This is a genomic window from Streptomyces sp. NBC_01363, from assembly GCF_026340595.1.
In the GTDB taxonomy this organism is placed as follows: Bacteria; Actinomycetota; Actinomycetes; order Streptomycetales; family Streptomycetaceae; genus Streptomyces.
On the sequence record NZ_JAPEPF010000001.1, the window covers coordinates 4,948,106 to 4,970,560 of the forward strand.

General features: G+C 68.7%; 19 protein-coding genes. 10 read left to right on the forward strand and 9 right to left on the reverse strand.

The genetic code is table 11. The features are described 5' to 3' along the window. Positions 1-4 precede the first annotated feature (4 nt). The 6 genes from OG611_RS22425 to OG611_RS22450 all read right to left on the reverse strand — a co-directional run bounded on the left by OG611_RS22425 (position 5) and on the right by OG611_RS22450 (position 8,561). Positions 5-1,864, reverse strand: coding sequence for an ABC transporter substrate-binding protein (locus OG611_RS22425; protein ID WP_266422991.1), 1,860 nt, complete (start codon positions 1,862-1,864; stop codon positions 5-7). A 62-nt stretch (positions 1,865-1,926) separates the two neighbouring features. Beyond that, positions 1,927-2,862: an ABC transporter permease gene (locus tag OG611_RS22430; RefSeq protein ID WP_266422993.1), complete on the reverse strand. Its 936-nt coding sequence runs from the start codon at positions 2,860-2,862 to the stop codon at positions 1,927-1,929. Next, positions 2,859-3,809, reverse strand: a complete 951-nt coding sequence (locus tag OG611_RS22435; RefSeq protein WP_266422996.1) for an ABC transporter permease — start codon at positions 3,807-3,809, stop codon at positions 2,859-2,861. The genes OG611_RS22430 and OG611_RS22435 overlap by 4 nt, the downstream gene beginning before the upstream one ends. A gap of 67 nt (positions 3,810-3,876) precedes the next feature. Beyond that, entirely contained in the window at positions 3,877-6,006 is a 2,130-nt protein-coding gene (locus OG611_RS22440) for an ABC transporter ATP-binding protein (RefSeq protein ID WP_266422999.1), read from the reverse strand. Positions 6,007-6,114: 108 nt separating this feature from the next. Then, a complete protein-coding gene (locus OG611_RS22445; protein WP_266423002.1) occupies positions 6,115-7,152 on the reverse strand; it encodes a dipeptidase in 1,038 nt (345 codons plus the stop codon). Beyond that, positions 7,149-8,561, reverse strand: a complete 1,413-nt coding sequence (locus tag OG611_RS22450; RefSeq protein ID WP_266423005.1) for a serine hydrolase — start codon at positions 8,559-8,561, stop codon at positions 7,149-7,151. The genes OG611_RS22445 and OG611_RS22450 overlap by 4 nt, the downstream gene beginning before the upstream one ends. A gap of 502 nt (positions 8,562-9,063) precedes the next feature. Here OG611_RS22450 and OG611_RS22455 point away from each other — a divergent pair. The 8 genes from OG611_RS22455 to kdpC all read left to right on the forward strand — a co-directional run bounded on the left by OG611_RS22455 (position 9,064) and on the right by kdpC (position 18,781). Next, positions 9,064-9,255 carry a hypothetical protein gene (locus OG611_RS22455; RefSeq protein WP_266423007.1) on the forward strand — a complete coding sequence of 64 codons (192 nt, stop codon included), beginning with the start codon at positions 9,064-9,066 and terminating at the stop codon, positions 9,253-9,255. Between the two features lie 92 nt (positions 9,256-9,347). After that, positions 9,348-10,217 (forward strand): cupin domain-containing protein, encoded by an 870-nt coding sequence (locus OG611_RS22460; protein ID WP_266423010.1) that lies wholly within the window; start codon positions 9,348-9,350, stop codon positions 10,215-10,217. Beyond that, positions 10,162-11,154 (forward strand): cupin domain-containing protein, encoded by a 993-nt coding sequence (locus OG611_RS22465; RefSeq protein ID WP_266423013.1) that lies wholly within the window; start codon positions 10,162-10,164, stop codon positions 11,152-11,154. Before OG611_RS22460 ends, OG611_RS22465 begins: the two co-directional genes overlap by 56 nt. Positions 11,155-11,450: 296 nt before the next feature. Further along, a complete protein-coding gene (locus OG611_RS22470; protein WP_266423016.1) occupies positions 11,451-13,970 on the forward strand; it encodes a DUF4118 domain-containing protein in 2,520 nt (839 codons plus the stop codon). Positions 13,971-14,220: 250 nt separating this feature from the next. After that, a complete protein-coding gene (gene kdpF, locus OG611_RS22475; RefSeq protein ID WP_266423019.1) occupies positions 14,221-14,310 on the forward strand; it encodes a K(+)-transporting ATPase subunit F in 90 nt (29 codons plus the stop codon). 12 nt (positions 14,311-14,322) lie between these two features. Beyond that, positions 14,323-15,987, forward strand: coding sequence for a potassium-transporting ATPase subunit KdpA (gene kdpA, locus OG611_RS22480; RefSeq protein ID WP_266423022.1), 1,665 nt, complete (start codon positions 14,323-14,325; stop codon positions 15,985-15,987). Beyond that, positions 15,987-18,116, forward strand: a complete 2,130-nt coding sequence (gene kdpB, locus OG611_RS22485) for a potassium-transporting ATPase subunit KdpB (RefSeq protein WP_266423025.1) — start codon at positions 15,987-15,989, stop codon at positions 18,114-18,116. Before kdpA ends, kdpB begins: the two co-directional genes overlap by 1 nt. A gap of 35 nt (positions 18,117-18,151) precedes the next feature. Further along, the gene (gene kdpC / locus OG611_RS22490) at positions 18,152-18,781 is read left to right on the forward strand and encodes a potassium-transporting ATPase subunit KdpC (RefSeq protein ID WP_266423027.1); all 630 of its coding nucleotides are present in this window, start codon (positions 18,152-18,154) and stop codon (positions 18,779-18,781) included. Positions 18,782-19,010: 229 nt separating this feature from the next. Here kdpC and OG611_RS22495 read toward each other — a convergent pair whose 3' ends face one another. Further along, the gene (locus OG611_RS22495; protein ID WP_266423030.1) at positions 19,011-19,559 is read right to left on the reverse strand and encodes a DUF4118 domain-containing protein; all 549 of its coding nucleotides are present in this window, start codon (positions 19,557-19,559) and stop codon (positions 19,011-19,013) included. Between OG611_RS22495 and OG611_RS22500 the strand changes: the two genes are divergently transcribed. Continuing rightward, on the forward strand, positions 19,537-19,995 hold the full coding sequence (locus tag OG611_RS22500; RefSeq protein WP_266423033.1) for an ATP-binding cassette domain-containing protein: 459 nt from the start codon (positions 19,537-19,539) through the stop codon (positions 19,993-19,995). The two genes, OG611_RS22495 and OG611_RS22500, sit on opposite strands and share 23 nt — an antisense overlap. After that, positions 19,959-20,081, forward strand: coding sequence for a hypothetical protein (locus OG611_RS22505; RefSeq protein ID WP_266423035.1), 123 nt, complete (start codon positions 19,959-19,961; stop codon positions 20,079-20,081). The genes OG611_RS22500 and OG611_RS22505 overlap by 37 nt, the downstream gene beginning before the upstream one ends. A 265-nt stretch (positions 20,082-20,346) precedes the next feature. Here the strand turns inward: OG611_RS22505 and OG611_RS22510 are convergent, their stop codons facing one another. Both OG611_RS22510 and OG611_RS22515 read right to left on the reverse strand, forming a co-directional pair. After that, positions 20,347-21,024: a hypothetical protein gene (locus OG611_RS22510; RefSeq protein ID WP_266423038.1), complete on the reverse strand. Its 678-nt coding sequence runs from the start codon at positions 21,022-21,024 to the stop codon at positions 20,347-20,349. A gap of 91 nt (positions 21,025-21,115) precedes the next feature. Next, complete coding sequence (locus OG611_RS22515) at positions 21,116-22,336, reverse strand: DUF418 domain-containing protein (RefSeq protein WP_266423041.1); 1,221 nt, start codon at positions 22,334-22,336, stop codon at positions 21,116-21,118. Positions 22,337-22,455 lie beyond the last annotated feature (119 nt).

A 22,455-nucleotide genomic window follows, 5' to 3' on the forward strand; every position in this document is an offset into this window, starting at 1 on the left:
GCATTCAGTTGTGGAAGTACCAGAGTTCCGGCGTGTACAGGAAGCTGAGCAGTGAGCTGAACGACGGCGGCGGCCCGGAGAGGCTGTTCTTCCACACGACGAGGGTGTGCGGAGTCGGGAAGTAGAGCACCGGCAGGTCCTTGCCGAGGTGGGTCACCTCGGCCGACAGGGCCTTGGAATCCGCTCCGAACGTCGACGCGTCGATCAGCTTGTCCGCCTCGGCGTCGCGGTACCCGCCGAGATTGAAGCTGCCTCCCGTGTTGAACACGGTGTTGCTGCTCGGGTATCCGGCCGCCAGGTACAGCGGTCCGTAGTCCTGTGCCGCCCACTTGTTCTTGTTGGCGGGCGCGAAGGAGTTGCCGTAGTTGGTGTACAGGTAGTTGAGCGACTTGCTCACGAGCGTGATCTTGAGGCCCAGCTTCTTGGCCTCCGATGCGAAGGCGGTGTCCCGGGCGCCGACGTACGCCGGGGTGTTCGCGGAGGCGAGGGAGAAGTCGATCGTCTGCCCGCGCGGGATGCCCGCCCCGCACTCGCCGGCCCCGGTGCCCGGGTGTCGGCAGGTGGTGGCGCCGCCCGGCTCGACCTTCCAGCCGTGGTCGGTGAGCAGGTTCTTGGCGGCGGCCGGGTCGTACGGGTAGGGCGCCTGGTCACCGAACGCGGGCGGGTACGGGGAGTCGCTGCCCGCGGTGGTGTAGTTGGGGGAGGCGGCACCGTTGTACACGCCCCGGCTCCTGATGTAGCCCTGCTGGTCGATCAGGTGTTGCAGGGCCCGGCGGATGTACGGCTGCGCGATCACCTTGTCGAAGTGGTGGGTGGTGTTTTCGAAGTTCAGGACCAGCGGGTCGAACCGGGCGGGCGCCGGGGCGCCGTAGACGTGGTAGCCCTTCTTCTTCAGCGCGCCGATCTGCATGATGAAGCTGGAGTCCAGCGTTCCGACGGTCAGGTTGCCGGCCTTGAACTGGTTGAGGACCGCCGGGGCGGAGGTGAACGACTTGAAGTCGACCCGGTCGAGCCGTGAGCCGCCCGGGCCGCTGTAGGACGTGTTGGGGACCAGGGAGAACGAGCCGGTCGTGGGGTCGAAGCTCTTGAGACGGTACGGGCCGTTGACCACCTGCCAGAGCGGGTTGTCGGCGAATGTGGCCTGGGACTCCGACTGCTTGGTGAGGTGGGTGTAGATGGCCTTGGCGTTCTTCGGCTGCGTGTAGTCCAGGTGCGGCCCCGAGGTGCGGGCGATGTTCCACTCCTTGGAGGGCATCACGTACAGCAGGGTCAGCATCGACATCAGGTAGGACGGGTTGTACGCGGTCGTGGACCTGAGGGTGAGCTCGTCCGACGCGGTGGCCTTCGCGGTGATGCCGTCGGGAAACTGCCCCGGGGTGTAGAAGCTCCAGTTGGCCGGGCTCTCCTTGAGCGCGGCCTTCAGCAGGGCCAGGGAGAAGACGACGTCGTCGGCGGTGACCGGCCTGCCGTTGGACCACGAGTAGCGCTTCATCTTGATGCTCACGGTCTTGCGGTCGGTGCTGTAGCGGGGCGCCTCGGCCAGGCTCAGTGCGGCGTCCGCGATCTGATCGCCCTCACCACTGGGGCGGTAGAGGGAGCGCCACAGGAGCCCCCGGGCGATGACGGTGCCGTTGGCGGACGCCGGCGGATACGGATAGATGTAGTTGGGGCTGAGCCCTGGAGTCAGCGCGACCGTGACCGTGCCGCCGTCCTTGGGCTTCCCGGACTCCTTCGGCAGGGTCTTGTAACCGCCCTGCAGATCCTTGGCCAGGTCGCCGCCGGTGCACGCCGTGGCCAGTACGGCGAGCACGGCGGCGAGCACCGCGAAGCGGCGTCCTCGCGCCTTGCCGGGCACATGTGTCATGGATGGCTCCCTGCGAGGTGTGGTGGAAGAGGGTGAAGAGGTGACGGTCGTGGCGAGCGGGCTCAGCCGGCCCGGTGACCGACCGCGTCGCGGAACGTGTCCGCCAGCAGGTTGAGCCCCAGCACCGTGACGATGACGCAGATGCCGACGGGATACACCAGCCACCAGTAGTCGGCGGAGATGAACGTCGCGCCGTTGGCAAGCTGGCTGCCCCAGTCCGCGGTCGGGTATGTCAGGCCGAAGCCCAGGAAGCCCAGAGCGGCGACGACGAGGATCGCGTCGGCCACCTGGAAGGTGATGACGACGATGATCACGCTGAGCGCGTTCGGAATCAGGTGGGTAAGGATGAGCCGTGGGCGGGAGGCCCCCATCACCCGGGCCGCCAGCACGAACTCCCGTACCCGCAGGGTCAGGACCTCGCCGCGGACGAGCCGGGCGGAGACCAGCCAGGAGAACCCGCCGATGACCAGGCTCAGCGACACGGCGTTCGCGTGGAAGCGCACCGAGAGGATCAGGACGAAGAAGAGGAAGGGGACCGACAGCAGGGTGTCGACCACCCGCATCAGGAACCCGTCGACGATCCCGCCGGCGAGTCCGGCGACGGCGCCGTAGACCGTACCGATCGTGGTGGCGAACAACGCGGCGAGCAGCCCGATCTGCAAGGACACCCTGCCGCCCGCCATGAGGCGGCCGAGCACATCGAACCCGTTGAGGTCCGTCCCGAGCGGATGCTCGGTGCTGGGCGGCAGAGCCGCGTTCACCAGGTCCACGTCGGTCTGGTTGGTCCGGTAGAGCAGGGGGCCGAGGAAACAGAACCCGACGACGAGTATCAGAAGCAGGCCGCCGACGAGGCCCAGCGGGTGGTGCCGCAGTGCGCGCAGCACCGGTTTCAAGGTGAACCGCTCGCGCACGTCTGTCGGTTCGACCGGGTCGGCTGCTGACGGCGCCGTGGCGCCCGCCTCCAGGGCCCCCGCCGTGTCCGTCTGTCGTGAGGTCATTTGTTCAACTCGATTCGGCTGTCGGCGGCGGCGACCGCGATGTCGGCGACGAAGTTGCCGGCCACGGTGAGGACGCCGCCGATCAAGGTGTAGGCGAGGAGCACCGGGTAGTCCTCGTGCTGCAGGCTGTTGAGGAACAGCAGGCCGAGGCCGGGGTAGTTGAAGAGCGACTCGACGATCAGGTTGCCTGCCAGGAGGCTGGGGATGAGCGTGCCGACCAGCGTGATCAGCGGCAGACAGGCGTTGCGCAGCAGGTGGCGCGTCAGGACGCTCCGCTCCGGGAGCCCTTTGGCGCGGGCGACCCGGATGTAGTCCTGGCCGAGCTGGTCGAGAGCCGACGAGCGCTGGTACTGGGAGAAGATCGCGACGCTGGTGACAGCGAGCGTGATGACGGGCAGGGCCATGGCGCGGGGATCGGTGAGGACCACCCACGAGGAGTGCGACTGGGACGCCTCGGCAGGGAAGAACGGCAGGGACTGGCTGAACACGGCGATCAGGATCAGGCCCAGCAGGAACGACGGAGTCGCGTAGAGCACATAGGAGGCCGCCGTGGCGGCGCGGTCGACGAGACTGTTGCGGCGGACCGCCTGGAGGATGCCGAGCGGGACGGCGATCAGCAGCGCGAGGACCAGGCCGGCCAGCGACAGCATCGCGCTGCGGCCGGCGTTCTGCTGCAGTACCGCCCCCACGTTCTCGTTGAGTTTGTAGGACCTGCCCAGGTCACCGTGGGCGAGCTGGCCCAGATAGCTGAGGTACTGCACGACGAGCGGCCGGTCGAACCCGTGCTCCCGGTTGAAGTCGGCCACGGCCTGGGGGGACGCGCGCTGTCCCAGGACTACACGGCCCGGGTCGTCCGAGACCACGTGCAGCAGGAAGAACACCAACGCGGAGATGCCCAGCAGGACGACGAAGGAGATCGCCAGCCGTCGGACCACGTACCAGCTCATGCGTGACCAGCTCCTCTCCGGGAGATCCGTGGGGTCCCTGACATGCAGGGGAGTGGTGAGTGACGGTTCATCGTGCGGAGAGCTCCTCGGGCTGTGCGGCCGGCAAGCGCAGGGGGTGGTGGCAGGCGACCTTGTGCGTGCCGGTGAGGGTCGCGAGGGCGGGCTCCGTCGCCGCGCACACCTCGGTCGCCAGCGGACATCGGGTGCGGAACCGGCAGCCGCTGGGCGGATCGATGGGACTGGGCAGTTCGCCGCGCACGCGCGTGCCCGGCCGGGGGCGCGGCGCCGCGGGGTCCGCCTCGGGAACCGCCGCGAGCAGCCCCGCGGTGTACGGGTGCGCGGTGGACCCGTACACCTCCTCGGTGGTGCCGGTCTCCATCAACTTGCCCAGGTACATGACTCCGACGCGGTCGGCCAGGTACCGCACGACCGCGAGGTCGTGGGAGATCACGACACTGCTCAGTTCGCGTTCGCGTTGGACGCGGAGCATCAGATTGAGGATCTGGGAACGGATGGAGACGTCCAGCGCGCTGACCGGCTCGTCGGCGACCAGCACCTTCGGGTCCAGGGCCAGCGCGCGGGCCAGCCCCACTCGTTGGCGCTGTCCCCCGGAGAGTTCGTGGGGGTAGCGCTCCAGGACGCCCGACGGCAGCCCCACGTCCCCGAGGAGCTCGCGGGCCCGCGCGGTCCGGGCGGCGCGCCTGCCGATGCCTTGGATCGCAAGGGGCTCGCGCAGGATCGCGCCGATGCGCATGCGGGGGTCGAGAGAGGAGTTCGAGTCCTGGAACATCATCTGCAACTGGGACCGGTGCGGCGCGAGTTCGCGGGCACTCATACCGGTCACCGACGCACCATCGAAGATCACCTCGCCCGAGGTCGGCCGGTTCAGCGCCACGAGCATGCGGCCCAGCGAGGACTTGCCGCACCCCGACTCCCCGACCAGGCCGAACGTCTCACCGGGCGCCACGTCGAAGCTCACTCCGGAGACCGCCTTGACAGTGCGGCGCCGCCCGAGGAGGCCCCGTCCGCCCACCGGGTACTCAAGTCCGAGATCGACGATCCGCAGCCGCGGCGTCGTCTCGCGTGCGGCAGGGGCCTCGGGGGAGACGGCGGGCCGTGCGACGGCCGATGCCCCTGAGCCGGTACGGACTGCTGCCGTGGCGACCGGGTGCCAGCACGCGTGGGTGTGCCCGTCCTCCTCCACCGAGAGCGGCGGCCGCTCCTCGTGGCAGCGGTCCGTCGCGGCCGCGCAGCGCGGCGCGAAAGGACAGCCCGCGGGGGAGGCGGACAGATCCGGCGGTGTGCCGGGAATGCTGAAGAGCTGTTCGCGCCGGTCCTGGGTGAGCGAGGGGATCGACGACAGCAGCGCATGGGTGTAGCGGTGCCGGGTATGGCTGAAAAGAGCTGGTGTCGGCCCGGTCTCGGCCACGCGCCCGGCATACATCACGCCCACCCGGTCGGCGTGCCGGGCGATCACTCCCATGTCGTGGGTGATGAGGATCATCGACATGCCCAGCCGGGACCTGAGGTCGTCCAGGAGATCGAGGATCTCCGCCTGGATGGAGACGTCGAGCGCGGTGGTCGGCTCGTCCGCGATGACGACCCGCGGCTCGCACGCCAGGGCCATCGCGATCATCACGCGTTGCCGCATGCCGCCCGAGAGCTGGTGCGGATGGTCGTCCAGCCGTTCGAGGGGCTTCGGTATCCCGACCAGGTCGAGCAGCTCCGCGGCACGTGCGCGCGCGGCCTGCTTCGACGCGCCCTGGTGCAACCTCACCGGTTCGGCGACCTGTTCGCCGATGCGGCGGGTGGGGTTCAAGGCCGTCATCGAATCCTGGAACACCATCGCGATGTCGTTGCCGCGGAGGGCCCGGTACCGGTCCGCGGGGAGTCCGACGAGCTCCGTACCGCCGAAGTCGATCGAGCCGCCGGTCACCCGGCCACCGGCCGGCAGCATGCCCATCACGGCCAGGCCGGTCATGGACTTGCCGGATCCGGTCTCCCCGACGATCCCCAGGGTCTCCCCGCGATCGAGCGCCAGACTGACGTCCGAGACCGGGTGGACGATCCGGTCGCCCCGGCGGATCTCGACCGACAGATTGCGGATCGTCAGCACTCGGCTTCCGTCCGCGGGCTCACGTGCGTTCTCAAAACCATCGCTCGCGCGCACGATATGGCTCTCCATCTCCTCGACCATCCGACGATTTTGAGACACGTACGTCAGGCGTCGTTCGTCGGGTTCACTGAACATTCAGGTGTGCGTCGTTCCGATCGCACGAAGGGAATCTCCTGCCGTGCACGGCGCTCAGCCGGTGGACGCGGGCCGGCCCAGTTCATTCCGCAGCAGGCGCCGTACGTTCTCCCCCAGGACCGCGACGATGTCGCGCTCCGGCCACCCCCGCTGTTGCAGCGCATCGGTGACCAGCGGCAGCCCGGCCGGACCCGTAAGTCCGGGCAGATAGGCGTCGGCCGGCACTCCCTCGACGAAGGCCGTCTCGCAGCACGGGGGAGTGGTGTCGGCAAGTACTTCCTTGATGAAGTCGGGACCCAGCCCGACGTGCTCGACGCCGGCCACCCCGGCAATGTGCTCGATGTGGTCGACCAGTCGGCCGATCGAGTAGTCGCTCTCGTGCAGGTACGGAGCGAAGAAGTTCACGCACACCACTCCGCCGCCCGCGGCGACCCCCCGGATCTGCTCGTCGTCAAGGTTGCGGTGGTGGTCGAAGAGCGCCCGTGCGCTGGAGTGCGTGGCGATCAACGGCCGTGAGGACAGCTCCAGGACGTGCTCGACCCCGGACACGCCGAGATGACTGATGTCGTAGAGCATGCCGAGGCGCTCCATCTCGGCCAGCGCCGCGACCCCGGAGCGGGTCAGCCGGCCGCCCGTCGCGTCCTCGCCGCTGCCGTCGGCCAGGGAGGTGCGACCGAAGTGGGCCAGGGACGCGATCCTGACCCCCAGCCGGAACAGGGTCTCCAGCAGCTCCACGTCCTCGCCCACGCCGGGTGCGCTCTCCAGTGCCAGCACCAGGGCGATCCGGCCCTCAGCCAGCGTCCGGTCGACCTGGGCGCCGTCCGTGCACAGCGTGACGGCATCGGCGTTGCCGGCCGCGAGCCGGTGCGCCGCCTCGATCATGCGCAGCGTGCGGCGAAGCGCCCCCTCCGGCCGGTACGGATCTTCGACGAACACCGGCAGCGCCTGAAGGTTCACCCCGCCGGCCCGCAATTGCGGCAGCCAGCGCTCCCGGAAGAACTCCGCCCAGTGGTCCACCGGCCGGGCGACCACCGCACAGAGCAGGTCGTTGTGCAGGTCTGCCACGATCGCGCGTCGGTGCATCTCGTTCATCGCCGTGCCCGCCGCTCGGCCCGGCCGGTGTGCAGATACAGCGCGTGTCCCTGCCCGTCGTCACCGAGGAAGGCGAGCGGCGCGTGGACCCCGCGCTCCGGCTCGACCGGGATCAAGGTGTCACCGCGCCTGCCGACCAGCTCCGTGCGGTACGGCGCCTCGTCAAGTTCGGCGATGGCTCCCCGGGGAGTGCGCTCCAGCCACAGCCGCCCGGCGGTGTCCCGGCTCACCGTGGTCTCGGCGGTGCTGGACGTGTACGTACCGACGTATCGGGACGTCTCCGCAACGGGAGCGCCCACGTCCGGCACCGGCGAGGCGGGCAGACCGACCCCGGCGAGTTCACCGAGGACCCGGCCCGCGATCTCCGTGTACACGCGCCGTGACAGGCCGCCGTTGGTGACGATCGCCACCGCGACATCCCGCTCCGGCACCAGGCGCAGGAACGCCGACTGACCGATGGTGTTCCCGTCGTGTCCGATGACCGTGCCGCCCGACAGGTCGAAGAGCTCCCAGCCGAGCCCCCAGGCGGCGCCCTGGTCGATGTCGGGCAGCGTGACCTGGGGCCGCTGCATGGCCTGGACGGTCTCCGGGCCGAGCACGGTCACCCCGTCGGGGCCCCGGCCTCCGGCGAGGTGCATCCGCGCGAAGGCCAGCAGATCGCGCGCAGGCATCGCCAGCATCGATCCGGCCGGTGCGTTCGAGCGTGCCAGGGCCCACACCGGCGTCGGCTCGAACGGCGCCCCCGGCACCGTCTCGGTGTGACCCACTGCCGTGCGGTGGACGATCGCCTCGTAGGGGTCACTCGCGGTGTGACTCATACCCAGCGGAGTGAACAGGTGCCGCCGGGCGCAGACGTCGAACGGCTCCTCGCGCAGCACCTCGACGATCCGCCCGAGCACGCAGTAACCGGCGTTGTTGTACGAGAACATCGAGCCCGGCTCGAAGAGCTGCGGCACGTCCCGCAGGACGCCCAGGTACTTTTCCAGGCAGTCGTCACCCTTGCCGGTGTCGGTGAAGACGTCCCCCTCGAAACCCGCGACGTGACTCAGCAGATGCCGCGTGGTGATCCCTCGGGCCGCTTCCTCGTCGGCGATCCGGAACTCCGGCAGGACGGCCCGTACGGGAGCGTCCAGATCCAGTCGTCCCTCGTCGGCCAACTGCATGACCAGCGTCGCGGTCATCACCTTGGTGATCGACCCGATCTGGAAGAGAGAGTCCACCGTGGCGTCGACCCCTGTGGCCGTGCTCAGCACACCGGCCGCGGATTCGACCCATTCATCACCGGCTTGGACCGCCACGGCTGCCCCGGGCACCTGGCTCTCGACGAGCAGATCCGGCAACCGGCGGCGCAACCAGGCACCGACCTCCGCCAGCTTGTTCAGCTGCTCCGACCCGTCCAGCTTCTGCACGGCATCCCTCCCTGCTCGACTGCGCAGGAGCTTAGGACCTGCGGAAACCGCCCTCTTCGTCCACTCCCACCACATGCGGCCCGAGCATTGGTGCGACTGGCCGAACCGGGCGGCTCGCCCTTCGACGGGCGGGGGAGCAGGCTGTCGGTTTCGAATCCAGCGATCGGCTCGCGCGCTGCAGGTGGGTCATCGAGCGGACCACGACCTGGCTGACCGACTTCGGTAGACCCGGCCACCACGACGAACGCCCCCCGCAGCCACTCGCCGTTCTCGGATTCACCGTCATCCTCCGCTGCTGCAAACGACGACTCCGGCAACTCACAACACAGGACACCGGCCGGGGAGGAGCGGGCGTATCAGAGATCCGTAAGTGGCGTATGGAATGCGTCAGTGCTGCTTCTCCTGTGTACGCGGCCGACGCAAGATCGTTCTCGGCCTCGGAACCGGGGTCGAGCGAACACCCGGGCGCGGTGGAAACCGTTGCCGGGGAGAGGAGTTGGTCATGTCGTATTCCCAGGCCGCAGAGCCGTTGAAGCGTGCGGAGATCTCCAAGCGTGCCGCACTGGGCGTGGCAGCGCTCGCCGTTGCCGGAGGGGCGTTCTTCGTGCCGTCCGTCGGGGACGCCGCCGCGTCCCCGACCTCGGACCAGAAGATCGAGGCCGGGTGCGGGGATTGCTACCCCGACGTCATGTGATCGGCTGACCGACGCGCACGCGAGTGCGCGCAAGCGCGTCCGGGACCCGCCGGTGCTCACACCGGCGGGTCCACTCGGAGAGGGACGGAACAATGGACTGGCTGGAACGCTGCGTACCGAACGTGGAGCAGCTCCTGGGTACGTATTGGCGGAAGGAACCGGTGCTTCTGCGGCCGCAGGACCCGCCGTTGGAGGTGCTGACACTCTCGGACGTGGACGCGCTCCTCGACGCGGGGCTGCTGCGCGTTCCGTATGTCGGCCTGTACACCGCACAGGGGAGCATCGCCGACGAGCGTTTCTGTCCGACGCGCGTCATCACCGGGAGCCCTGCCCAGGGGTACGTTGATGCGGCGGCGGTCCGACGACTGATCGATGAGGAACGTGCGACCCTGCAGTTCCGTTACGTCGACCAATGGCATCCCCCGGTGCGTGAACTCACGAGGGGCGTTGCCGAGCGGCTCGGCCGTCTTGTCGAGGCGTTCTTTTTCCTGAGTCGTCCCGGCCGCCGGGGTCCGGTGCATCGGGACGACGGGGACCTGCTGGCGATCCAGCTCAGCGGTGCCAAGCACTGGCAGGTGTACGCAGGTCCGGCCGACGGCGACTGGGCGCCGGTCCGCGAGGAGAATCCGGGAGCGCCACTGCTGGACACGGTCCTTGAAGCCGGTGAAGTGTTTTACGTGCCCAGAGGTTTCGCGCACACCGCCGCGGCCGTGGGCGACTCCTCGTCGGCTCATCTGACAGTGGTGGTGAGGGAAGCCGGTGCGGAGCATCTGCGCACCGCTCTGCTGACGGGGATCGTCGACGGCCTGGCTCTGCCGGGCCGCCCGCTGGACGATGACGCTCTGCTGCGCACCGCGGCCGACCTCCTGGACCATCTCAGCGCGCAGCTCGACGCTGTCACTCCGGATGATGTCATCGGCCGGGCACGACCGCGTGCGTACAGCAACCGTCAGACCGTCTGATCACGCCGACGGCATGGAACATGGAGAGGCAACGATGGACCCGCTTGCACGATTTGTGGACGACGAGCAGGCATTTCATCACACCCTGTGGCGCCGCACACCCGCTGTACTGCATCCCCGCACACCCCCGATGGAGATGCTGACGGTTGCAGAGCTGGACAGCATCCTGGATGCAGGTCTCCTCACCACCCCTTACGCGACGCTCGTGCACGAGGACGGTCCGGTACCGGAGGAGCGTTACTGTTCCCCCCGTGTCGTCCTGGGCGGGATCGACAACCGCTACGTGGATGCCGGGGCGGTGCGCCGACTGATCGGCGATGAGGGAGCCACGCTCCTTCTGCGGTACGTCGACCAGTGGCACGCAGGCGTGCGGGAACTGGCCGATGGGCTTGCGGAGTGTTTTCAACGCCAGGTGGAGGCGTTCTTCTTTCTCACTCCGCCAGGGACGCAGGGCCGTCCTGTGCACCGCGACGACACCGACGTGCTGGCCGTGCAGATGCACGGCTCGAAGCGGTGGCGTGTGTATCCGGGACCGCCCGGCGGGAACTGGCAGCCCGAGCGCGTGGACGGCGACCCGGGGGATCCGCTGCTGGACGTGGTTCTGCGTCAGGGCGAAGTCCTCTACGTACCGAGGGGGTTCGCGCATGTGGCCGAAGCCAACGGGGGGAGTGCGTCCGCTCACCTCTCGTTCACGGTCCGCGAGGCCGGCTCCGCCCACTTGTACGCCGTTCTTGAGGCACTCCTGCTGGACGGCGACGGACTGCCCGCCCGGCCCAACGACGACGCAGCGCTGACCGGGGCCGCGAACGACCTCATCGCGCATTTTCACCACACGCTCGCCGGCCTCACGCCAGAAGAGTTGGTACATCTGGCCCGGGGTGCGATGTGCCGCGAAAAACACACCACCGCGGGTTCTTTGAGCGCACTGCTGGGCTGACCCGGTGGTGAGGGGGAGGTGCGTGGGGAAGCGGAGGCGTTGGCCTGGACGCGGGTGCGCGGCCGGCTCGTCCGGTCTCGAAGCCGGACAGGCCGAGGGCCAGCTTCGGGAAGACCGGCAGGGCGACGCCCACCATGGCGATGACGTGCACGCCACCGCAGCCCGCCGATGACGCGACACACCCCAAGGGTGGCGTTGAGCGCTCCGGCCGGTGTCGTCGAGTGGAACGGCTTCGACGGGCGCACCATGGAAGGGCGCGAACACGACATGGGGGTGACCTGGGCAGGAGTCCGCCGGTGGCACGTGGACGGTTGCGGATCTACCTCGGGGCCGCCCCCGGGGTCGGGAAGACGTACGCCATGCTTGCCGAGGGGCAGCGGCTGCGTGCACGGGGCACGGATGTGGTCATCGGCTTCGTCGAGCCGCATGGTCGCCGGCCGACCGCGGCCATGGCCGACGGCCTGGAGACGATGGCCCGCCGTACGCTGAGCCACCGCGGTGCGCTCTTCACCGAGATGGATCTCGACGCGGTGCTGGCCCGCCGTCCCCAGGTCGCGTTGGTCGACGAGCTGGCACACTCCAACGTTCCGGGGGCCCGCAACGCCAAGCGGTGGCAGGACGTGGAGGAGCTCCAGGACGCCGGCATCGATGTTGTCACCACGCTCAACGTCCAGCACCTGGAGTCCCTCAACGACGCGGTACGGCAGATCACGGGGGTCACGCAGCGGGAGACCCTGCCCGATGAGGTGGCCCGCCGGGCCGACCAGATCGAACTGGTCGACCTGCCACCGGAGGTGCTCCGCCGCCGCATGGTCCATGGCGACATCTACGCGCCGGACCGCATCGAGTCCGCCCTCACCCACTACTTCCGGGTCGGCAACCTCACCGCCCTGCGCGAAATCGCCTTGCTGTGGCTGGCCGACCGGGTGGAGGAAGGGCTGCAGCGCTACCGCGCGGAACATGGCATCGTCGCTCCCTGGGAGACCCGGGAGCGCATCCTCGTGTCCCTGAGCGGCGGGCCGGAGGGGGAGACGCTGATCCGCCGTGCCGCTCGGATCAGCGCCCGTACACCCGGCACCGAGTTGCTGGCCCTCCACGTGGTCCCGGAGGACGGACTCGCCGACGTCGACCCGGCAGTACTGGACGCCCAGCGCATCCTTCTGGAGTCGCTCGGCGGCAGCTACCACCAGACCACGGGCGAGGATGTCGTCGATGCCCTGCTCCAGTTCGCCGAGGCGGAGAACGTCACCCAGATCGTGCTGGGCGCGAGCCGGCACGGTCGCCTCGCCTCCCTCCTGAGAGCAGGTGTGGGAGAGCGGACGATCAAGGGGTCCGGCCCCATCGACGTGCACATCGTCACCCATAGGCAGGCAGCAGGGGCTGCCGTGCTGAGGCTTCCGCATCCGAGCCGTGGCACGGGCCCAAGACGATATTGGGCTGCGCTGGTCGGCGCCGTGGTGCTGCTGCCTGTACTGACGCTCCTGCTGACCGCGGTGGGTGGCCACCTCGACCTCTCCAGCGACCTGGTGATCTATCTGCTCGCCGTCGTCGTGGTCGCCCTGGTCGGAGGGCTCTACCCGGCGCTGCTCGCCGCCGTCGCCGCGGCACTGCTCGCCGATTACTACTTCATCGCACCGGTGCACTCGCTGGCCATCGAGCGCACTGACGCGATCACCGCGCTCGTGGTGTTCATCGCCACGGCCGCTCTCGTCGGCACGGCAGCGGGAATGGCTGCTCAGCGTACGCACCGGGCGGTACGCGCGACATCTGAGGCGCGGGCGTTGAGCCGCCTGGCCGCCGCCATGATGCGTGGCCAGGATCTGACGGCACTGGTGGAGCAGATCCGGGAGAACTTCGGTTTCAGTGCGATCAGCCTGCTCGAAAGGGACCCGGAAGCATCTCCCGTGCCCCGTTGGTACGTGGTCGCCAGCGCCGGGGAGCGACCACCGGAAAAGCCCTACGAGGCGGATGTGGAGAGCCCCGTCGACGACAATCTCACACTGGCCGCGCGCGGCTCAGGACTGAGTACGGAGCACCAGCGCGTCCTCGCTGCATGCGCCGCCGAACTGGGGCTGGCACATGCGCGAGGGCGGATCGCCGGGTGTTCCGACGGCACGGACACGTTCGCTGACGCCGAACGTACCCGGGCATCCCTGCTTCTCGCGGCAGGACGCGATCTGCGTGCTCCGCTGCACACGGCCGAAGAAGCGCTCGTGCGCCTGCGGCGTCGACGCGCCGGCGCGACCGTCCCGGAGGAGGCGCAGTGGTTGGACGCTGCCCACACGGCGGTGCACCGTGCGGCGCAGTTGGTCACTGATCTCGACGATGTGAGTCGTCTGCACGCCGGGGCACTCGATCTCTACCTCCGCCCGGTCGACCTCAACGAGATGCTGGGCGCTGCCTTGGACGACCTCGGGCCCGGCGGCCACTCGATCATTCTGCGCCTGCCGGAACAGCTGCCCGACGTGATCGCCGACGCCGCTCTTCTCACCCGCGCTCTGACCGCCCTGGGGGCCGATGCATTGCGTCGCAGCCCGTCGGACCGGCCTCCCGTCGTCACCGCCGAGGTCCAGGTCGGCCACGTGAGGATTCGGGTGGAGGACGGTGCGCCCGACCGGGGGCCGGAACCGAGCCCCGAGGCCTCCCGGGCTCCGGGTCCCAGGGCCGGCAGCCTGGCTGTGCGGCTGTCGCGCGATTTGGTCGAGGCCATGGACGGGGTCCTGGAGACGGCCGCTGAGAGCCCGGGTTTCTCGGTGATGCTCACTCTTCCGAGTTCCGCGCCGGGCGGCAGCGCGCCATCCGGCCGCAACGAGTGAATCCGTGCACTTCACCGTCATCCCATCGGCGCACAGAGGGGCAGGGGAATCCCGATGCCAACTGATATAGCGTCATATGTGAATCGATCCCGTTCTCCGGATCAACTCCACATGCCAGTCGGGAGGGCCCCAAAGCCCCGTCCCTCATGACTCTGCGGGGTGCTTCGCGCATGTCGGACATCGTGTACATCGGCCTCACGGTAGTGGTGTTCGCCCTCATCGGCCTGGCCGCCAAGGGGGTCGGACGCCTGTGAACGTGGACAACATCGTCGGCCTGATCGTTGCCGCGTGCCTTGTGGTCTACCTGGTCGTCTGCCTGATCTTCCCCGAGAAGTTCTAGGAGAAAGCCCGGATGAACGACACCCTCGCGGGCTGGCTCCAGGTACTTGCCCTGGTGGTCGCGCTAGGTCTCTCATTTCGCCCGCTGGGCGGCTACATGGCCCGCGTCCTGACCGCTGACCACCATGGGCGGGCTGAACGCCTGATCTACCGGGCCGGCGGAGTGAACGGCGACGCCGACCAGAAGTGGTCGGTCTATCTGCGGAGCATCCTGGCCTTCTCGGCTGTATCGGTACTGTTCCTGTACGCATTTCTGCGCCTGCAGAACCATCTCCTGCTGTCCCTGGGAATGAAGCCGGTCGCCGCGGACCAGTCGTTCAACACCGCGGCATCCTTCGTCACCAATACCAACTGGCAGTCGTATTCCGGTGAATCGGCGATGGGGCATCTGGTCCAGATGGCGGGCCTCGCGGTGCAGAACTTCGTCTCCGCGGCCGTGGGTATTGCCGTCGTCGCCACGCTGATCCGGGGCTTCAACCGGAAGAAGACCGATCGCGTCGGGAATTTCTGGGTGGACCTGACGCGGATTGTGCTTCGCGTCCTGCTGCCGCTGGCTTTCGTCTTCGCGATCGTTCTGGTGGCTGCCGGTACCGTTCAGAATTTCCACGGAATCCACGACATCACCACCATCGCGGGCGGGCACCAGGGCCTGACCGGAGGCCCCGTCGCCTCCCAGGAGGCAATCAAGGAACTGGGCACCAACGGTGGTGGTTTCTACAACGCGAACTCCGCGCACCCCTTCGAGAACCCCAATGCCTTCACCAACCTGATCGAGATCTACCTCATGCTGGTCATCGCGTTCTCGCTGCCGCGGACCTTCGGGACGATGGTCGGCGACAACCGCCAGGGATACGCCATCGTCGCCGTGATGGCATTGATCTGGGGCGCATCGGTAGCCGTCGTCACCGCCAACGAACTGCACAGCGTCAGCAGCACCGCCGGTCACGCGGCCGGCGGAATGATGGAGGGCAAGGAGACGCGGTTCGGGATCTGGGCCTCGGCCCTGTTCGCCGTGTCCACCACCCTCACGTCGTGCGGAGCGACCAACTCCTCCCACGACTCGTACACGCCGGGCGGCGGCGGAATGACGATCTTCAACATGATGCTGGGGGAAATTGCGCCCGGTGGTACCGGATCCGGGCTCTACGGCATCCTGGTCCTGGCGATCGTCGCCGTCTTCGTCGCCGGACTCATGGTCGGCCGTACGCCCGAGTACCTGGGCAAGAAGCTTCGGGGCCGGGAGATGAAATTCGCCTCCCTCTACATCCTGACCACACCCGCGGTCGCACTGGTGGGTGCGGGGCTGGCCATGGCGCTCCCGGGGGAGAGAGCAGCCATTCTCAATTCCGGTCCGCACGGTTTCTCCGAGGTCCTGTACGCCTTCGCGTCGGCTGCGAACAACAACGGCTCGGCGTTCGCAGGACTGAGTGCGAACACCGTCTGGTTCAACACCACACTGGGTGTGGTCATGCTCGTCGGCCGGTTCCTGCCGATGGTGTTCGTCCTGGCGCTCGCCGGCTCGCTCGCGGAGCAACAACCCGTTCCGGTCACCGCAGGCACCCTGCCCACTCACCGGCCGCAGTTCGTCGGGCTGTTGACCGCAGTGATCCTCATCGTTGTCGGTCTGACCTACTTTCCCGCGCTCGCGCTCGGACCCCTTGCGGAAGGCCTGCACTGATGTCCACGACCGCCACTCCCGCTCCCGGCCCGCCGGGCGCCGGGCGTCAGCAGCACCGGGTCTCGGGCGGACTGCTCGATCCCAGGCAGCTTCTGACGTCCTTCCCCGACGCCCTGCGCAAGCTGGATCCGCGCGTGATGGTCCACAACCCTGTCATGTTCGTGGTGGAGGTCGGGGCGGTGCTGACCACGCTGTCGGCCATCAGGGTGCCCAGCGTCTTCGCCTGGGTGATCACGGCGTGGCTGTGGCTGACATCCGTCTTTGCCAACCTCGCCGAAGCAGTGGCCGAGGGACGCGGCAAGGCCCAGGCGGAGACTCTCCGCCGGGCCAGGACGACGACGACGGCCCGCCGTCTCACCGGCTGGCGACCAGGCGCGACCGACGCCGCGGAGCAGGAGGTTTCGGGCGTCGCTCTCCGTCTGGGTGATCACGTCGTCGTCGAGGCCGGGCAGACCATCCCCGGCGACGGAGACGTGGTCGAGGGCATCGCGAGCGTCGACGAATCGGCCATCACGGGCGAGTCGGCGCCGGTGATCCGCGAGTCGGGCGGTGACCGGTCGGCGGTCACGGGCGGTACCAAAGTGCTCTCGGACCGGATCGTCGTGAAGATCACCTCGAAGCCGGGGGAGACCTTCATCGACCGGATGATCGCACTCGTGGAGGGGGCCGCGCGGCAGAAGACGCCGAACGAGATCGCGCTCAACATCCTGCTGGCATCCCTCACGATCATCTTCCTGATCGCGGTGACGACCCTGCAGCCCTTCGCCATCTTCGCCGGGGCGGAGCAGACCATCGTCATCCTTGTCTCCCTCGTGGTGGCCCTTATCCCCACGACGATCGGTGCGCTGCTCTCGGCGATCGGCATCGCGGGCATGGACCGGCTCGTGCAGCGCAACGTGCTGGCGATGTCCGGGCGCGCGGTGGAGGCCGCGGGCGACGTCAATACCCTCCTGCTCGACAAGACCGGCACCATCACGCTCGGCAACCGCCAGGCCGCCGAGTTCCTGCCGGTGGACGGGGTGAGTGTCGAAGACCTTGCGGATGCCTCCCAGCTGTCGTCGATCGCCGACGAGACACCCGAGGGCCGCTCGATCGTCGTCCTCGCCAAGCGGCAGTACGCGCTACGCGGCCGCAGTGAAGGAGAGCTGGCGCAGGCACGGTTCGTACCCTTCACCGCTCAGAGCCGGATGAGCGGTGTCGATCTCGACGATCCTCAGGAGAACCTGTCGTTGCGCAAGGGAGCGGCGACGGCGGTGATGCGCTGGGTCCGTGACAACGGCGGCCACCCCACGGCAGAGGTCGGCGGCATCGTCGACGGCATCTCCGCGAGCGGCGGCACCCCGCTGGTCGTCGGCGCAGTGACCCGGCACGGCGACGCGCACGGCGCCCGCATCCTCGGTGTCATCCACCTGAAGGACGTCGTCAAGGAGGGCATGCGGGAGCGGTTCGACGAGCTGCGCCGCATGGGCATCAAGACGGTCATGATCACCGGGGACAACCCGCTGACCGCGCGTGCCATCGCCGAGGAGGCAGGGGTCGACGACTTCCTCGCCGAGGCCACGCCCCAGGACAAGATGGCCCTCATCAAGCGCGAGCAGGCGGGCGGCAAGCTCGTCGCGATGACCGGCGACGGCACGAACGACGCGCCGGCGCTCGCCCAGGCGGACGTCGGCGTGGCCATGAACACCGGCACCTCGGCCGCCAAGGAGGCCGGGAACATGGTGGACCTGGACTCCAACCCCACCAAGCTGATCGAGATCGTCGAGATCGGCAAGCAGCTGCTCATCACCCGCGGTGCCCTGACGACGTTCTCGATCGCCAACGACGTCGCGAAGTACTTCGCGATCATCCCGGCGATGTTCGCGATGGTCTATCCGGGCCTGGACAAGCTCAACATCATGCGACTGCACAGCCCGACCTCGGCGATCGCCTCCGCGATCGTCTTCAACGCACTGATCATCATCGCTCTGATCCCGCTGGCGCTGCGCGGCGTGCGCTACCGGCCGTCCTCCGCGGCGACACTGCTCAGCCGCAACATCTGGATGTACGGGCTCGGCGGGCTGGTACTGCCCTTCGTGGGCATCAAGCTGCTCGATCTCTTCATTCAGTTCATCCCCGGTCTGCGCTGACAGACGGCCCGACGAGAGAAGAAGGCGATCCCAGGGTGCGCACCCACCTTCCCCCCGTACTCCAGCACCATCTGACCGCCCTGCGGATACTGCTGGCCTTCACCGTGATCACCGGCATCGCCTATCCGCTGCTCGTCACCGGCATCTCCCAGTCCGGTCTCTCCCACCAGGCCAACGGCTCCCTGCTGACGACGAACGGCACGCCGGTGGCCTCCAGCCTGATCGGCCAGAACTTCTCCCTGCCGAAGAAGAATCCCCGGGACGAGAAGGAGACACTGCGCCCCGACCCCAAGTGGTTCCAGCCCCGCCCGTCCGCCGGCGGCTACGACCCCACGATCTCCGGTGCCTCCAATCTGGGCCCGAACAACACCGACCTGATCGAGACCGTCAAGGACCGCCGGGCCGCCGTCGCCGCCTTCGACGGGGTCCAGCCCGCGTCCGTCCCTGCGGACGCCGTCACCGCCAGCGGCTCGGGACTCGATCCGGCGATCTCCCCGGCGTACGCCTATGAGCAGGTGGACCGCGTCGCGAAGGTCCGCAACCTCGCCCCCACCGAGGTCAGGACACTGGTCGCCCGACACGTCCAGGGACGTGTTCTCGGATTTCTGGGTCAGGAACGTGTCAATGTCGTCGAACTCAACCACGATCTGGCCAGGCTGACGTGACCAGAATGTGGGGGTGCCGAGGTGAGGGCGGCCGAGGCGAGGACGTACACCGGCGAGGGGACGTGATGTGGACGCGGGGGCCGTGGCCGTCGCAATCGCGAGTCGGTGACAGATCCGGAGCGCTTCTCGTGGTTGCCCCTCGCGGTCGGCGTCCTACGAGCTGTGGCTGGGCGGCAGCAGTGGGCCGATCGGCAGCCGGGACATCGGCTCGGCCGACGGGCCCGTGCCGTCAAGCGTGGGGGCGGCCGACCGCGTCGAGCTCCGCGCCGACCTGGTTGGCCAGGGTCACCGCGACCAGACGCGCGGCGAGTGGGGGCGCCGCTCCGGGCGTGGGCTGAAGCATGAACCGGCCGTGGATGCGTCCCTTGTGGAAGACCCGCAGTTCCAGTTCCTCGCGGGGCAGGCCGTCGCGGTCCGCATCCCAGCACCGGTCGCCCCAGGCGATGGTGCCGTCCTCCTCCGGACGAGGCGGGTGTCCTACGAGGGTGCCGTATTCGAAGCGGCAGCCACTCAGCCTGAGCAGTCCCACGAGCTGCCGACACACATGGTCGATCACGGTGTGCGGGCTGGTGCCGGTCTCGGCCAGCCGGGCGGTGTGGTGGATCTGCGCCAGGTAGTCATCGTCGATGAGGGCGATCGCCTTCAGTTCCCGGGCGCGGGCCGCCACCCGGGAGACGGCGATGCCGACGACGACGAGCAGCAGGGCGGTGATGACGTCGGCGGGCTCGATGACGGTGAACTGTCGGTAGGGGCGGGTGAGGAAGAAGTCGGACCACACCGCTGCGGACGGGCACCCGCTGGCCCACGCAGCCCGCAAGCGCCGTCGCGAACACCACCGGCGCATCCAGCTGGTCCCGCAGAACCCGCTCGCCGCGCTCAACCCGTCCCGCACCATAGGCGCGACCCTGACCCGGCCCCTGCGCCGCCACACCCGGCTGACCAAGGCCCAGACCGCAGAGCGGATCACCGAACTGCTCGACCAGGTCGGCCTGTCTGCCGATTTCGTCCACCGCTACCCGCACGAACTCTCCGGCAGGCAGCGCCCGCGCGTCTCCATCGCCCGCGCCCTCACCACCAACCCCGACTTCCTGCTCTGCGACGAGGCACCTCCGCGCTCGATCCCGACACCGCCATCGCCATCATGGAACTCCTGCAACGTCTGCGTACCGAACGCGACATGGCCATCGCCCTCGTCAGCCACGAGACACACCTGATCGCCGCCTACACCGACCCCGTGCACGTTCTGGAAGCCGGACAGCTCACCGCACATGGCCCCACCACGGCACACGTGCCGACCTGACCCGCAGTGGTGCCTGCCGCACGCCGACGTGGAAGGCAACACGCCGGGTGCCTTATGGTCGTGTGGGCGCGGCCGGCCGTGTGATGTGCCGAAGGCCAGAAGCGCTTGACGGGACCGACCACGTGGTCGGTGACGGTGAGGACGAAACGTGCGGCCGAGGCTTTCCCGGTTCGGAGTTCGGTCGATTCGGGGCCGCCTGAAGATTTTCGTCGGTGCCGACGACCTGTCAGAGGTCGCTGCCTTTCCGGTCGGCCTCGGGAGTTTCTTACCCGGCTTCCGCCTGCTGGACGCGGCGCCACCACTGCCTCTTGTCCGTGTCGCGTACGACCACGCCGAGCTTGGTCAGTTCCTTCCTCAGTCCCGCGATGTTCTTCTCGTCTTCCTTTTCCAGGGCCTCGGCCCGCGCCTTGAGGAGGGCATTGCCGCCGGCCGGCAGGCCCGGCATGTCCTCGACCCATCTCTTGTATGCGTCCCGGTAGGGGTCGCCGGCCGGCAGCCATGGGTATCCGTGGGCCTGAAAGCCTTCCGCGAGTTGCTCGATCGACGGCAGGTCCGCGCCCTCGTTCTTGCTCTCCACGGCCAGTTCCTCGCCCCGCCTGCCGAGCACCACCAGTCGCTTGCCCTCGGCGAACACCGCGTCGACCGCGCTCCGGGGAACGCTCTGGCTGGAGTCGCCACGGGCAGTCGTGACCTGGTCGTGCTCGATGGTGACGGTCACGTAGCCGTGCTCGGCCAGGAGGACCAGGACGCCTCCGGCCAGGGCCCCGATCAGCAGGCTCGCGATCGTCACCGTCGGTTCGGGTGCGCTGTTGATGAGGTCGACCGGGCCCTGCCACGGAATCCAGGGCCAGGAGGCCGCCCGGTTCGCCAGGAGTTTCAGCAGCCACCCGGCCAATGCCCCCTGGAGCGGAAACCCGGCCGCCACCAGAATTCGGTTCGACATTTTCTGCCGAACCACGGTCGTCATTTCCGTGCCGGACATGGCGATGCGCCTTTCCTCTTGAAATGGATCAAGAAAATTGAACGCACGAGAACTATGGCCGGGGCGCCCGGGTTCCACCAGGCAGACGCCACGGTGGTATCGACAGCGTGGTCCAGGCGCGCAGCAGCCACTCCAGCGGGCCGTAGGTGTGGTGGAGCAGCCACCATCGGCCGGCCACCGCCTGTGCCGCGAACAAGGTCAGGGCGATCACCGCGACGCCGGCGGGTGCGACGCGGCCGACCAGGGCAGCCCCGAAGCCGGTGAACAGCAGGGCACAGACCAGGGATTGGCCGAGATAGTTGGTCAGCGACATGCGGCCCGCCGGGGCGAGCACGGTGACCACGGTTCTGCCGCGGCGGCCATGGGCGAGGCGGAGCACCGTCGCCGCGTAGGCGGCGGCCAGCAGCGGGGCCGTGATCACGTCGAGGCCCATGGCGAAGAGCTGGTACGCGGACCCAGGGTGGTTCAGGCTCGCGTCCGCGTACCCGATGCCGCCCAGCAGCCCGACCGTGAAGCCGGCCCACTGGAGCCGCCGCAGGAACCACTGGTGCCGGTCGGCGTCCGCGAGGGCGCGTCGGCGTCCGGCCGCCAGGCCCAGCAGAAAGGCGGCGAGCGCGGACGGCGCCTGGAAGAAGATCAGCAGAAAGGCCACGTCCGGCAGCTCCTGGAGGTGGGCGCCGATGACGGACGCCGGTCCACCGCGCAGGGCCTCGGTGGCCTGGGCCGCGGCGGACGCCGTGGACACAGGGATCGTGCCGCCCTCGCCCGCATGCCCGACGGCGAACGCGAGGAGCGCGTATCCGACGGCGGTCACCGCCAGCAGCACGACCGCGATCCGCACCGCGGTACGGGGCCGGATGCGGCGCAGCGCGAGCAGAATCAGGCCGAGGGCGGCGTACAGCGTGAGGATGTCGCCGGGAAAGAGGATGACGGCGTGCACGACGCCGATCATGAACAGCCCGGTCAGGCGCCGCAGGAAGCGCGGCGTGAACCGGGCGCCGCGTCGCTCGGCCGAGTCGATCTGCAACGTGAAGCTGTAGCCGAACAGGAACGAGAACAGCAGGAAGAACTTCGCCTCGAAGAGCACCGCCACCAGTCGGCGGACGGCCTCGCTCAGCGGGCCGCCGAGCCCCGGGTCCTCCAAGCCGGTGCCGTGATAGGCGGAGGCCATGTAGGTGATGTTGACCATCAGGATGCCGAGCAGCGCGAAGCCGCGCAGCGCGTCGACCTGCGCCAGCCGGGCGCCACCGCTCTGCCGCTGCTCCTCCGCCATGGGGAGGGGGCGCGAGGGACGCTTTGTACGTGGTCGGGCTCTCACGGGGCTCCAAACTGTTGAATTAATAACGGTCGTTCTCAATACGAGCGTACTGTAATCATCGGCAGGCGTTGGGT